This window comes from Pseudoscardovia radai, assembly GCF_002259605.1.
Lineage (GTDB): Bacteria > Actinomycetota > Actinomycetes > Actinomycetales > Bifidobacteriaceae > Pseudoscardovia > Pseudoscardovia radai.
Genome location: NZ_MWWR01000005.1, coordinates 85,392 through 99,743 on the forward strand (window position 1 = coordinate 85,392; position 14,352 = coordinate 99,743).

9 protein-coding genes and 1 riboswitch are annotated in these 14,352 nt (G+C 65.9%); of the genes, 6 read left to right on the forward strand and 3 right to left on the reverse strand.

Annotated elements, in window-relative coordinates; all coding sequences use genetic code 11:
- Nucleotides 1–518 precede the first annotated feature (518 nt).
- From PSRA_RS03650 to PSRA_RS03660, 3 genes are all read left to right on the forward strand, one after another.
- Nucleotides 519–1,661 carry a ribonuclease H family protein gene (locus PSRA_RS03650; protein ID WP_094660546.1) on the forward strand — a complete coding sequence of 381 codons (1,143 nt, stop codon included), beginning with the start codon at nt 519–521 and terminating at the stop codon, nt 1,659–1,661.
- A gap of 93 nt (nt 1,662–1,754) precedes the next feature.
- On the forward strand, nt 1,755–2,453 hold the full coding sequence (gene rpiA, locus PSRA_RS03655; protein ID WP_094660547.1) for a ribose-5-phosphate isomerase RpiA: 699 nt from the start codon (nt 1,755–1,757) through the stop codon (nt 2,451–2,453).
- 351 nt (nt 2,454–2,804) lie between these two features.
- Nucleotides 2,805–6,833: an Ig-like domain-containing protein gene (locus PSRA_RS03660; RefSeq protein ID WP_094660548.1), complete on the forward strand. Its 4,029-nt coding sequence runs from the start codon at nt 2,805–2,807 to the stop codon at nt 6,831–6,833.
- Nucleotides 6,834–7,165: 332 nt separating this feature from the next.
- On the opposite strand, the gene PSRA_RS03665 is transcribed toward PSRA_RS03660, so the two are convergent.
- Together PSRA_RS03665 and PSRA_RS03670 are read right to left on the reverse strand one after the other, a co-directional pair.
- Nucleotides 7,166–7,255 (reverse strand): 30S ribosomal protein bS22, encoded by a 90-nt coding sequence (locus PSRA_RS03665; RefSeq protein ID WP_004268639.1) that lies wholly within the window; start codon nt 7,253–7,255, stop codon nt 7,166–7,168.
- A 150-nt stretch (nt 7,256–7,405) separates the two neighbouring features.
- Nucleotides 7,406–8,032, reverse strand: coding sequence for a hypothetical protein (locus tag PSRA_RS03670; RefSeq protein ID WP_094660549.1), 627 nt, complete (start codon nt 8,030–8,032; stop codon nt 7,406–7,408).
- A 122-nt stretch (nt 8,033–8,154) separates the two neighbouring features.
- Between PSRA_RS03670 and radA the strand changes: the two genes are divergently transcribed.
- On the forward strand, nt 8,155–9,768 hold the full coding sequence (gene radA / locus PSRA_RS03675; RefSeq protein ID WP_094660550.1) for a DNA repair protein RadA: 1,614 nt from the start codon (nt 8,155–8,157) through the stop codon (nt 9,766–9,768).
- 75 nt (nt 9,769–9,843) lie between these two features.
- On the opposite strand, the gene PSRA_RS03680 is transcribed toward radA, so the two are convergent.
- Nucleotides 9,844–10,722 carry a hypothetical protein gene (locus PSRA_RS03680; RefSeq protein ID WP_143516317.1) on the reverse strand — a complete coding sequence of 293 codons (879 nt, stop codon included), beginning with the start codon at nt 10,720–10,722 and terminating at the stop codon, nt 9,844–9,846.
- A gap of 292 nt (nt 10,723–11,014) precedes the next feature.
- Nucleotides 11,015–11,133, forward strand: a riboswitch (FMN riboswitch).
- A 6-nt stretch (nt 11,134–11,139) separates the two neighbouring features.
- On the opposite strand from PSRA_RS03680, the gene PSRA_RS03685 reads away from it, so the two are divergent.
- A complete protein-coding gene (locus tag PSRA_RS03685; protein ID WP_094660552.1) occupies nt 11,140–11,811 on the forward strand; it encodes an ECF transporter S component in 672 nt (223 codons plus the stop codon).
- Complete coding sequence (locus PSRA_RS09655) at nt 11,804–14,317, forward strand: energy-coupling factor transporter ATPase (RefSeq protein ID WP_094660553.1); 2,514 nt, start codon at nt 11,804–11,806, stop codon at nt 14,315–14,317. Before PSRA_RS03685 ends, PSRA_RS09655 begins: the two co-directional genes overlap by 8 nt.
- The last annotated feature ends 35 nt before the right edge of the window (nt 14,318–14,352 follow it).

A 14,352-nucleotide genomic window follows, 5' to 3' on the forward strand; every position in this document is an offset into this window, starting at 1 on the left:
CTTCATTCAGCTACCCTGGCTGTGCGGGCGTCCGTACGAATGCCCGTGACTGTGGCGTTTCCGATGCGAAAGCGCGAAGCCCTCGCCATCGTCCCGCCGCTCTCTCGGCGGCCGGACCGACAATCGAAAACACCCTGCGGTTCAGTTATGCGATGGAACGGCGATGCCGCTCATGGCCCCCCATGGGAACGCATATGGGCATATGGAAAGGGACGGATAGCAGATAGCCGGCTCTTCCCATACGTCTCCGCGGACCGTCGTCATCGACGGCGCGGGCGGCATTCCGTTCCAATGTTGCGTTCGAGACGGAATGTCGATTCCGCTTCGAACGGCCAAAGTCATCTCGTGCATTCCATCGTAACACCCGGGAAATCCCAAGCAAGAAGTCTTCTTTGAAATGTTGGCGAAGGGCGAGTTCCGCGGCGTGTCCGGCGTGTCATGCGTGCCAGGGCCGCCATGGGGAAGACGAATCGTGGCCTCTTGCGCCGCGCGCGAACGGATAGCGGCCTGCGGATATCATGGCAGACATGTCTACGATTACGGTTTCTACGGATGGCAGCGCGCTCGGCAACCCGAACGGCGCCATGGGATGGGCCTGGGCGGACCACGAGGGCGGCCGGTGCGACGCCGGCGGGGCTGCGAACGGCACGAACCAGATCGGCGAGCTGTGCGCCGTGCTCCAGGCGTTGCGCACACATCGGTGCGCCGATACGCTCGTCATCGAAAGCGACTCCCAGTACGCCATCAACTGCTCCACCAAGTGGCTGCGCGGCTGGAAGCGCAACGGCTGGCATAATTCGCAGAAGCAGCCGGTGAAGAACGCCACCATCATCAAGGCCATCGACTACGAGATCTCACACCGCGAAGGCGCCGTGAAATTCTCATGGGTCAAAGGCCATGCTGGCGACGAGTTCAACGAGAAATGCGACACGCTGGCGCGCGGATACGCCGAACAGTGCAAACAACACGGCACGCCCGGTTATCTGCCGATCGAGGGATGGCACGATCTCATCGCCAGCCCGTACGCCGCGAACCTGCGCGTTCCCGACGATGTCCGCGCCGCGTTGGAAACGGGCATCGCCTCGGTGAGTCGCACCATCGCGAGCACGCCGGAGGGTGCGGAGCATGTTCCGGCGCCGTCGTGGGCCCGGAGCGGGGCTGGCTCCCGGCGCGCAGCCGGCCCGGCTTCCAGGGCAGGGGCGGAATCGAGGGCGGGCGCGGCGACAGCGCCGTCGGCGTCTTCGGCCGCGGCATCGTCATCGTCGGCATCGTCATCATCGGCGCGACATACGCCCGCGCACGCCGCGGCGCCGCATACACCGGCCCATGCGGCGGGCTCCGTTCCCGCACCGCCGGTCCAAGGCGCGGGCGCGACACGGGCAGCATCGGCCGCGCGTACGGCTTCGTCGACGCACACGGGTTCCGCCTCGCGCACAGCTTCCGCCTCGCGCGCGAGCATGCCGGCGGGGGAATCGCCGGACAACTCCGTCGCCAACCTCGTACGCGTCATGGATGCCGCGACACGCCGCCTTCTCGAGGCCTCCGAACGCCTCGACGCCGCCACCGGACGCTACGAACGCGCCGCCGCCCGGCTCGAGACCGCCGTGCGACGTCTTGACGACACCACGGGGAATAATAAAACCCAAGGCACGCTGTTCTAGAACCGCTTGACGCCGTTCCGGACGGCGCGGCGCATACGACACGGCATACAACACGTCGGGGCGACGAACGCCCCGCGATGATTAAGGAGAACAATGGACAAGGCAGAACAGGACAGGCTTAAGAAGGCCGCCGGCATCGAGGCCGCGAAGCTCATCCAGGACGGCATGATCGCCGGCCTCGGCACCGGTTCGACCGTGCGCTTCCTCGTGGACGAGCTCGGCCGCCGAGTGCAGGAGGAGGGCCTCAAGTTCACGGGCGTCACGACGTCGCGCCGCACGCAGGAGCAGGCCGAGGGCTACGGCATCAAGATCGTGAACATCGACGACGTGGACCATATCGACATCACCATCGACGGCGCCGACGAGGTGGACAAGAACTTCAACGGCATCAAGGGCGGCGGCGCGGCGCTGCTGTGGGAGAAGATCGTGGCGATCAACTCCAACAAGGTGGTGTGGATCGTGGACCAGTCCAAGGTGGTCGACACGATCGGCAAGTTCCCGCTTCCGGTGGAGGTCATCCCCTTCGGCAACGGCCAGGTGATCCGCAAGTTCGAGGCGAAGGGCTACAAGCCGACGCTGCGCCTCGACGCCGAGGGCAAGCCGGTGCTGACCGACGAGAACGACTATGTGGTGGATCTGCACCTCGAGCGCATCGACCATCCGCAGGAGCTGGCCGAGGACCTCATCCACACCGTGGGCGTGGTGGAGCACGGCCTGTTCCTCAACATGGTGGACCAGGTTATCGTCGGCGATCCGGCAGGTCCGCGCGTGCTGACGAATCCGAATAAGTAAGCGGATTCCCGCTGATTTCAGCGGATTTTCCACGATTCCTAGGGGAGGTCGAGTTCGGCCTCCCCCTTGTTTTTGTTTTTTCATGCGCTTTGTGCTTCGGCGTTCGAATGCGGGCACGAGAAAATCCTTCGGAGTGTCGCGCGGTTATGATTGAGATGTCATGTCTATTCATAAGGCGGATCGCAGGGAAGAGCGGCCGCCGAGCCGTCGAGGTTCCGAACCGAGACGGTACCGACACTGAGGTAATGAGGGAAAGCGTCCCGCGATGGCGCTCCGGTTCGAGAAGGGTTTCGATCCGGATCGGGCGGGCGACTCCGTGGGTACGCGCTCCCTTGGGGGAAGGAGACACCTATGAAAGCCACAGCACACCGGCGCATAGGCAGACGATTCGTCGCCTGCCTCGCGGCGATCGCGATGGCGCTGGCGGGAAGCATCGTCGTTGCCGCGACGGTCGCACCCACGGCGTCGGCCGCGAGCGCGTGGGAAAGCCTGTCGCTCACCGAGAAGCAGTCCTCGTATGGCTTCTTTATGTGGCGCGCGGAGAACGGCACCAGCGATTTTATGAGGAACACCGCCAAGGATGCGGCGAATATCCTTAAGAATTCCAAGCTTCCGGAGACCAAGAACATTGGCGGCGACGGCGATGCCACGAGTCTGCCGAACCTGAAGATGGGCGCCGAATACCTGGTCCGTTATAACAAGTGGCGTTCCGAACATTCCGGCACCGAGCCGTGCCGCCATGACATGGATTCCAAGGCGTCGAACGGCACTTACGTGGCCAATTGCCCGAGCACTGCCAAGCTCGGCGAGATCCGTACCTCCGACACCTACGTGGCCCTGACCGAAAACAACACCAACTATGGCGCGACGGCGGGCGACCATGCCGCAAACCACGGCCAGGCTTACAACAGCGACACCAATGACATCTATCCCTTCGAGAACCTGGCATGGGCCGGCGAATCATGGCAAGACGGCGAGCAGCCCACGGACAAGTACGCCTCATCCACCGATACCACGATGGGCATCAAGGGCTGGTACAGCGAGAAATCGGATTTCGACGCGCAGTCGAAAACCGCCGTCCTCGGCCACTATCTCACCATGACCGACAAGCGGGAGAACTCAAGCACCTACACATTCAGCTACTCCCCGCATACCGTGGGCGCCTATGCCGTGAATTATTCGACTCCGAAGCAGGCAGTGATCGGGCAACGGTACTCCTGGGATTCCAAAGGCAACGAGACTGTGACCAATATCATGGGCTGGAGCCGCACAAAAACCGAGGGCATGGACCTCGACCTCGTGTACAACGGCAAGTCCACCTACGCCCGCTACACCGAATCCGCCACGGATTATCTCAATGACGTCAACGCGTATATCTCCCTGGTGAAGACGATTGGCTCCGTGACGGCGCCGGCGGGCATCACCGTGGAGTCCGGCACCGATCCGAAGGCCTCCGCTCCGTCGACGGTGTCCGTCACGTATTCCGACGGTACGACCGGCACGGCCAACGTGACGTGGGATGATTCCAACACCACGTGGAAGAACCGCAAGGGCGGCTCCTACACTATGTCCGGAACGGTCCACGATTCCGTGGCGAACAAGGATCTGTCGACAAGCATCGCGGTAACGGTTAAACCCGCCGGAATCAAGGTGGCCAATACGTCGTCCTCGACGAACCTGACAGTCGACCCGGGCACGGATCTGTCGACCGTGCTGCCGACCCTGACATCGATCACCTACACGAACGGCGAAATCGTGCCGGGAGGCACTCTCAAGTGGTCCATCCCCGACGGCGCCACGAACGGCCAGCATCTGAAGTCCACCGACTTCTCCGTTCCCGGCGAGGTCTACGATGCCGACGGCGTCGACACGAAGCAGACCGTCAACGCCAACATCACCGTCCGCCCGATCACCGTCTCCACGGTGAATGCGGTCACGGCGTCCACAACAAGCGGCATCGCCCCGTCGCTGCCGTCCACGGTTACGGTGAACTGGAGCTACGGCGACCCGTCCACCGAAAGCGTGACGTGGGACTCTATCCCGGCGTCCTCCTACGCGAAGGCCGGCACCTTCACGGTCAACGGCATCGTGAACCTGGGCTCCGGAACCACGACGAAGGCCACCGCCACCGTCACCGTGCAGGATGCCATCCCGGCGTCCGTGGTATTCGACGGCACGTCGAGCCCCTCCACCTCGCTCACGATTGACGCGGGCACCGATCCGACGAGCCTGCTCAAGGCCAAGACCGCGACGGTGACCTACACCGATTCCACAGGCGCCACGATCCGGACCGACACCGGCAAGGCCGTGACGTGGGATGCCGTGAAGCGCTCGGATTACATGGGCTCCACCACCGCCGACACGCAGTTCACCGTGAAGGGCACCGTCGACGGTCTGCCTGTCACGGCCATCGTCACCGTCAGGCAGGCGACGCTGCAGTCCGTGTCCTTCAAGACCGACAGCGTCGTCACCTCGACGTCGGTGACCACGAAGGCCGGTGTCAAGCCGAGCCCCTCCACGTCAGCGGTTGAATCGTATTCCAACGGGAAGAAGGAGCTCGTCGAGCTCACCTGGCCCGACCCCGACGCCTCGCAGTACCACGGTTCGCCCGACGGCGACACGTCGTTCACGATGACGACGTCCCACAAGGGTTTCCAGCTCACCGCCGACGTCACCGTGCAGCAGGCGACGCTCACCTCCGTCACCTTCCCTGGCACCGACTCGACCGAGACGACTGTGTCCACCGACGCGGGCACAGCGCCTGCGCTCCCGGCGAACGCCGAGCTGACCTACTCGAACGGCGACACGCGCGACGCCGCCATCGCGTGGAATGCTACGGATCCGAGCAAATACCACGGCTCCATCGACGCCGACACCTCATACACGCTGACCGGCACGGCCTCGGGCCAGACCCTCACGGCCACCGTCACCGTGCGCCGAGCCACGCCGTCGAGCGCCGTCATCAAGGGCTCGGATTCCGCCCAGGCCGCCGTCACCACGGCCGCCGGTACCGCACCGGCGCTGCCTGGCACGGCCACCGTCACCTATTCCAACGGTGACACGCGCGATACGCAGATTACATGGGACGCCATCCCCGAGTCCTCCTACCACGGCTCGATCGACGGGAACACGACTTTCCAGGCCAACGGCACGGTGGACGGCACGTCGCTGACGGTGAGCGCGGCCGTCATGGTGACGCCTCCGACGGCCACGAAGGTGGCGTTCGACGACGGCACCGCCGAGTCCGCGGTGTCGACGCCCGCCGGCATCAGGCCCGGTCTGCCCGGCACCGCCACGGTCACCTATTCGAACGGCGACACGCGTGCCGCCGACATCACATGGGGTGACGTGACCGCCTCGCAGTATGCGAAGGCCGGTGCCGAATTCGACGTGACCGGCCACGTGACCGCGCTGCCGGGCACCGCCCTCACCGCGCATGTGACCGTGACCGACGCGTATCTGGTCAGCGTGACGTTCCACGGCACGGATTCCACCACAACAACCGTCACCACGCCCGCGGGCACCCGTCCGGCGCTTCCCGAGACGGCCGACGCCACGTATTCCGACGGAACCGTGGTCCCCGTGACGATCCAGTGGGATGCCACGCCCGACTCCTCCTACCATGGCTCGGCCGACGCCGACCAGACGGTGAGCGTGACCGGCCATGCGTCCGGCACGGATCTCACCGCCACGGTGACTGTGCAGCGCGCCACGCCTACCAGCGCCGTGATCGACGGCACGACGTCCGCAATCGCGGTGGTTTCCACCGATGCCGGCGTGGCACCGAGCCTCCCTGCGACGGCCACCGTCACGTATTCCAACGGCGATACCGCGAATGCGGCGATCGAGTGGGATGACATCGACGCATCTGCTTATGCGGGCGTCATCGGCCAGACCACGACGTTCACCGTGAACGGCACCGCGGACGGCATGCCCGTCAGCGCCACGGTGACCGTCGCCGCCAAGCCCGCCACGCAGAACATGTACCGTCTGTACAACCCGAATTCGGGAGAGCATTTCTTCACGGGAGACATGAACGAGTACAAGACTCTGTGCGACCGCGGCTGGCAGGGCGAGGACGTCTCCTGGGTGGCGCCCGCGCAAGGCGATGCGGTCTATCGTCTCTATAACCCGAACACGGGCGAGCACCACTACACGCTCGACACGAACGAGCGCGACACGCTGATCGGCCAGTACGGGTGGAAGGACGAAGGCATCGGCTGGTACTCGGGCGGCTCCACGCCGGTGTACCGCGTGTATAACCCGAACGCCTTCCAGTTCGGACACCTGTTCACCGCGGACGGCAACGAACGCGCCCAGTTGCTTGGCTACGGCTGGAACGACGAGAATATCGGCTGGTATGCCGTGTCCGCCAAGTGACGCCCGACAAGCGCCGTTGACCAAGCGCCGCTGATCAAGCGACGCTGACCAAGCGACGCCAGCCAATGCGCCGGCCGCGCCCGCCTCATCGCGGGCCGGCCGGCGTTTTTCATACATCGGAGCGGTGGGCACACCAGAGGCGGGCACCCCACCACATTGTTATGAAGCGACGGCCGGGGCGTTCCGCATTCCCAGGGCGTTCCACATTCCCAGGGCGTTCCACATTCCGGAGGCGAACGGAGGGCGAATCGTGGGTAAAGAAAAAGCCCCTCGAAGGAGGGGCCTGGCTACTCGCCAATAAGCTTATAAGCAGAGCATGCGAGTGCGAAAGACTACTTGCGCTGGTGGCGAGTCTTACGCAGCAGTTTGCGGTGCTTCTTCTTGCTCATCCGCTTGCGGCGCTTCTTGATGACCGAACCCATCTCAGCCTCCGTTCAATAAACTTGGTTCACGATGCCAACTTGCCTAAGTGTACTACCAATATCGGACGCACAAGCGGGAGAATCGTATTTTCCGGCGGTTTTTCCGGGAAAAACCGCATACGCCGCGCCGCGCGCGCCCGCGCAACGGCCTCACATCGGGAACGCGGAATAGAACCCGTTGACCGACGCATACGCGCCCGTCGCCATGAACACCACCGTGTCATTGCGCCACAGAGCCGTGGACGCCGTGCCGTCGGTGGGATTCGTATCGCCATCGGTCATGACGATGTACTGGCCAGTCGTCTCGCCATCCACCTTCACATTCCCGTGCGCCTGCGCCATGCCGTTGAGCGAATCCTTGAGCAGGCCGTACTCCTGGGTGGCGTCGTCCGCCGACGACCACTGCGCGAAAACAAGCGTCACGTCCTGCGAGGAATCGCCGTTCGAATAGGTGACGGTGTATTCCTCGATCGGATCGGCGCTCGCCCAGTTCTGCGTGGCGGTCACGTCCTGCCGCGCGAAAGCGCCGACGCTTTTCGGCAGCGAGGAGACGAGCGAGCTGGCGTCGGACGGCAACGCGGACGCCGACACCGTGGGCGAGGCCGAGACGAGCTGCTGCGAGGTGGTGTCGGTGGTCGTGTCGGTGCGGCGCAGCGCCCAGCCGGGCCATCCGAACGCGCTGACAAGGGCGAGGACGAGCAGGATGACGGCAACGATGACGACGATGTTGCGCTTCTTGCGTGCGCGCTTGTCGGGGGTCGGATTCAGTTCAGACATACTGCCGATTTTGCCATGTCGAGCAGACGTTTGCCGCCGCGCCCGCGGTTTCGACGATGGCACCGCCGCGGTTCGCCGCAAGCGAAGACACACAGCGCCCGGCATCGTGTAGCGTCGGAGGTATGGCAAAGTCAAGCGTCCACTATGTGTGCACCGATTGCGGGTGGAGCGGCGTCCAGTGGTTCGGCCGCTGCCCGGTCTGCGGCGCGTGGGGAACGATAGAGGAATTCCGCGAGGCCCCGTCGCGCACGAAAACCCGCACATCAGCGGCCACGTCGCGTGCGGCCGCCATCGCCGCGAGCCGCGGCGCCAGGCCGGTCCACGCCGTATCGTCGACCGGAGCGCCCGCATCCGCGCGCTCCGGCGGAACGTCCACGGCCGCGCGCGGCAGCGACGCAGCGCAACGTGGCGAAACCGGCGTCTCCGCCACGACCTCTGTCTCCCCCACCACCGGCACCCCCACCGCCGTACCCTCCGCCGCGCAACCCGACCCCGCCCCCTTCGACGATGACGCCGACTCCCGCCGCCTTCCCACGGGCTTCTCGGAATTCGACCGCGTACTCGGCGGCGGCATCGTGCCCGGGTCCATCGTGCTTATGGCGGGCGAACCGGGCATCGGCAAATCGACGCTGCTTCTGGAAACCGCCAGCAACGTGGCGCGACAGGGCCAGACCGTGCTGTATATCTCGGGCGAGGAGTCGCAGTCGCAGGTGCGCATGCGCGCGCGGCGTATCGACGCAACCGCCGACACCCTTTTCATCGCCTCCACCACCGATCTCGGCACGGCGCTCGACCTCATCGAGGAGAACCAGCCGGGCCTCGTCATCGTGGATTCGGTGCAGACCATCTACTCGGCCGACGTGGACGGCATCCCCGGCGGCTCCACGCAGGTGCGCGAGGTCACGACGGCGCTGATCGACGTGGCGAAGCGCTCGTCGATCCCCGTGCTGCTCGTCGGCCATGTGACGAAGGACGGCTCGATCGCCGGCCCGCGCACGCTCGAGCATCTCGTGGACGTGGTGTGCCAGTTCGAGGGCGAGCCGCAGACCGCGCTGCGCCTGCTGCGCAGCGTGAAGAACCGCTTCGGCCCCACGGACGAGGTCGGCTGCTTCGATATGTCGGGCGAGGGCATCGAGGAGGTGCGCGACCCGTCGGGGCTGTTCCTGTCGGACGGCGACGACACGCCCGCAGGCACCTGCATCACGTTCACGATGGATGGGCACCGCAGCCTGCCGATCGAGGTGCAGGCGCTTGTCACCGCGTCGGTGCTGCCGTCGCCGCGCCGCGCGACGAACGGCGTGGACCAGAACCGCCTCGCCATGATCGTGGCCGTGATCTACCGCCATGCCAAGATCAATCTGCTGGCGAACGACCTGTATGTCTCCACGATTGCCGGAGGGTCGGCGCGCGAGCCGGCCGACGACCTTGCGATCGCCGCGGCCCTCGCGAGCGCCGCGACCGACTGCCCCATCGCGCGCACGACGGCCGCGTTCGGCGAGATTTCGCTGACCGGGCAGATCCGCCCCGTGCCCAGGCTCGAAAGCCGCCTGCGCGAGGCCGCTCGGCTCGGGTATAAGAAGGCGGTGGTGCCGCGCAACCGGCGCTACGACGGACGCAAGCCGATTCCCGGCATCGAGCTGGTGGAAGTGGCGACCCTTGCGGACGCGCTGCACGCGCTTGGCGTGGACAGGAAGCGGCGCAGCGGGAAAGGCGCGGGTGCCGAGGAAAAGGCGTAGCGGAAGGGTCGCGGAAAGGTCACGATGTAGAAAATCGCGACAGAAAAATCACGACGTTAAAAATCGTGGCAGCGTTCACTCGCCGGAGGATGCTGACGCGCTACCCGACGCGCTGGCGCTTGCCGAACTCGACGCCGACGCCGAACCCGCCGACGAACCCGATGCCGCACTCGACGCGGACGACGCCTTGACGTACACGGTCATTTTCTGCGACTGCACGCCCGACACATCCTTGAGCTGCAGCTGCGCGTAATACGTGCCCGGCTTGACCAGCACCTGGCTCGGATCGGTCACGCACTCATCCGTCTGCTCGTCGGTCGTCCACGTCAGATCGCGGCGGTCCACGTCGGAGTTGCGCATGAGCAGGTAGATGGGATCGGCATCGCAAGCGCTCGAATCGTAGACCACGTCGCCCGTCGCGGCGCTCGTGATAACAAGCGCCTCCGAATCGCTCGCCGCGTTGGCGAGGCAGTTCTGCTTCGACGTATGCGTCAGCACCGCCGTGAAGGTGGCGCTCTGCCCCGAAGACACCACGATGCTCCCGTTCACATCGGAATCATCGGCCTGCCCCGACGCACTCGCCGACCCCGACGCACTCGCCGACGCCGACGCGGGTCCGGACTCGGACGCGCTCGCCGACGCCGAGGAATCGCCGTCATCGGAGGCGAACGACAGCGTCACATCGTTCGACGTGCAATCGGGAATGCCCGCCGTCTTCCCTGTCGACAGCGAGGGGTCGGGCGACGGCACCGCCGACCGCGACACCGCGTGCGCATCGTCGTAATGGATGCGCTCGTTCACCGCGCCGCCGACCGCCGCGACGAAGCGGATATCGGATATGACTACGAAAAGGACGATTGCCAGCGCCGCGATTGCTGCGATAAGCGCCACGATGCGCCGACGGCGATACATGCGCTCCTGTTCCGGTGTGCGTCGTGATTTTCTCGTAGCCATGTCACTCAGTCTATGGAATTGCCGCATATCCGTCATGCGGCGTGCACGAAAAGCTTACAATCCCCGCCGACTTTCCGCACCGCGCGATTCCACGATTCCTCTCTCTCCGTAACAATGTGATGGGAAACGGACAAAAAACACGCGATTGGCCCCGGAATTCCTCGATTTTTGTCCGCAAGCCATCACATTGTTCGAGGGAGGAGGGGCGGATCCCGCACGGCGTTCGCGACGGGTCGCGTTCGCGGTGGGAACGGGACGAAACACGCCGACGGGCGGCGTGGTAGTATCTGGACTGTTGTTTCAGGGCGAGGTGAAATCCCTCACTGGCGGTACAGCCCGCGACCTGCGAAAGCAGCCGATCCGTTGAAATTACGGGGCCAACGGTTATAGTCCGGATGAAAGAAACGAGGTTCCCGTATGGGAGTGTCTCAGCATACCCAAAATCCGACCGATCAGTCGAACTCCGCGAATTCCGCAAGCACTGCAAAAACCGCAAACCCCGGGAAAACCACAGACACCGCACGCGTCACTCCGCATTCCCACTCCACCACCGGCTCCGGCACCTGGTCCACGCGCCGCATTGCGGTCTATGCGCTGTTCGTCGCCGTGGCGCTGGCACTGTCGTTCATCTCCGTGCCGCTGATGCCCGCCGCACCGTTCCTCCAGTACGATCCCTCCGGCATCATCGCGCTGATCGCCGGCTTCGCATTCGGTCCGTCCGCCGCAGCCATCGTCACCGTGCTCACGTGGCTGCCGCATCTGTTCACGAACCCCTTCGGCGCAATCATGGCGATTCTCGTCACCGGCGGCGCCTCCATCCCCGCGGCCATCGTCTACAAGCGCCACAGAGCCTTCACAGGCGCCGTCATCGGCCTGCTTCTGGGCGACGTCATCGCCATCGCGCTGGCAATCGTGGGCAATCTCATCATCACGCCGCTGTACTCCCCCGGCATCACCGTGGCTGACGTCATCGGCATGATCGTGCCGTTCCTGCTGCCGTTCAACCTGCTCAAGATGGCGATCAACACCATCGTGACCATCGCCGCGTACAAGCCGTGCTCCCTGCTGCTGAAGAGGACGGATGCCTGATTCCCCGACCATCGAGAGCCGCCTTGCCGAAGGCCCCGCCTCCCAAGGCCCCGCCACAAGCAGCTCCGCCGAAGGCCCCGCATCCGAAAGCCCGGTGCTCGCGCGCCTCGACGACGTGAGCTTCCTCTATGGCCGCACGACGGCGCTTGACGGCGTCTCGCTGACGATTCGCGCCGGCGAATACATAGCGATCGTCGGCCGCAACGGCTCGGGCAAAAGCACGCTCGGGCGGGTGCTGAGCGGCCTCGTGGCGCCCGACGACGGGCGGGTGGAGCTGATGGGCCGCGAGGTCTATTCCGGCGTGTCGGGGGCGGTGTCGGCGGAAAAACACGATTCTCTCGCCGGCTCACCCCCCGCCCAGACCGACGCGAATGCCGCGGAATACCGCGCGGCACGACGCGACATCGGGCTCGTGCTGCAGAACCCCGCCGACCAGATCGTCACGACGGTGGTGGAGGACGACGTGGCCTTCGGTCCGGAGAATCTGGGCCTGGAGCCCGACGTCATCACCGGGCGCGTACGCGAGGCCCTCGAGGCCGTGGATATGACGCGGTTCGCGCAGGCCGACCCCGACCGCCTGTCAGGCGGCCAGCAGCAGCGCGTCGCCATCGCCGGCGCGCTCGCCATGCACCCGCGTCTGCTTATCCTCGACGAACCGACCGCCATGCTCGACGCCACCGGCCGCGACGACGTCATGCGCGCCATCGACGCGGCGCACCGCGGCGGCACCGCCATCGTGCATATCACGCATATGCCGGAGCAGGCCGCGCGCGCCTCGCGCGTCATCGAACTGCGCGACGGACGCATCGTGTATGACGGCCCCAGCGCCGCCTCGCCGTTCTGCGCCGCGCCAAGGCACCACGATTCCCCCGCCGCGAGCGCCGACACGCAGGTCGGCACACACAACACCGCCCCCGACACCTCCAGCACCGCCGACGCCTTCCGCGTGGAGAACGCCTCCTACCGCTACCGCGACGCGGCCACCGACTCCTGGGCCCTGCGCCATGTGTCGCTGACCGTGCGGCGCGGCGAATTCGTGGCGCTGACCGGCCGCAACGGCATGGGAAAGTCCACGCTCGCCACTCTTCTGTGCGGCGTGGACGCGCCCACCGAGGGAACAGTCCGCGTATTTGGCACGCCCACGGCGACTGCACGGCAGCGCCGGAGCCTGCGCGGGCGCGTGGGATACGTCATGCAGCATCCGGAGCGCCAGCTGTTCGCCGAACACGTGGAGGACGATATCGCCTTCGGCCCCTCGTCCCTCGGGCTTCCCACAAGCGAGGTGCGCCGGCGCGTACAGGCGGCGATGGACCTTCTGGGCATCGCGCATCTGGCCAACCGCGTGCCGTGGGAGCTGTCGGGCGGGCAGCAGCGACTCGTGGCGATCGCGGGCGTCGTGGCCATGGAGCCCGAGGCCATCGTGCTCGACGAGCCGACGGCGGGCCTCGACCTCGAGGCGGCCGCCCGCGTGCTCGATGCGCTGCGGGCGCTTCATGCCGAGGGGCGCACGATTGTGATGATCACGCATGGCGACACCTCGGCCGCCTCGCGCACGATCCGCCTGGGCGAGTGTACGGAAACCGACACCCGCGCCGGCGATGCCCGCACTACCGACGCCCGCACAACCAACGCCCGCACAACCAACGCCCGCACAACCGACGACGGCATCGCGGACGCAACGACGCCATCGTCCGCCGACGCCCCACACCGCACCCCCGCACAAAACCGCGCCCCTCTCGCACGCCTCGACCCGCGCGCGCTGATCATCGGCACGCTTGTGGGCATGGTGGGCATGTTCTTCGTCGCCACCCCGCTGCAACTGCTGTGGGCGTTCCTCGGCGTATGCGCCGTGGTGGCGCTGAGCCCGCGCAGCCTGCGCGGAACGCTGCGCAACTGCCACGGCATGCTCGCCAGCGTGCTTGTACTGGGACTGCTCAACGTATTCTTCGTGCGCTCCGGCACGCCGCTGGCGCATATCGGCTCGCTGCCGATCACGGACGAGGGCATGAGAAACGCCGTCATCTACTCGCTGCGCTTCGTGTTCGTGCTCGTGCTGGGCCTGGCGATGACGGCATGCACCACTCCGACGAAGCTCACCGACGCGGGCGCGGCGATGCTCTCGCCCCTGTCCCGGCTCGGCGTGCATGTGGACGAGATCAGTCTCGTCATGTCTCTGGCGCTGCGCTTCATGCCCGTCATGGGCGCGGAGCTGCGCACGCTGAGCATCGCGCAGGCCACGCGCGGCGGCGACGTGGCGAGCGGATCGCCGGCGAAACGCTGCCGCGCGGTGATGGCGCTTATCGTGCCCATGTGCGCGGCGGCGCTGCGCCACGCAGAGATGCTGGGAACGGCGCTGGACGCGCGATGCTACGAGGGCGGCGCGCACCGCACGCACTGGCATCGCTCGCGCTGGGGAATCCACGATGCCATCGCCCTTCTCGCCGTCGCCGGCTGGATGACGGCGCTGCTGCTTCTCCCCCGCCTCGTCACGATTCTCGCAGCCTGACGCAGCGGCGCGAGGACATGCCACGATTCCCCCCA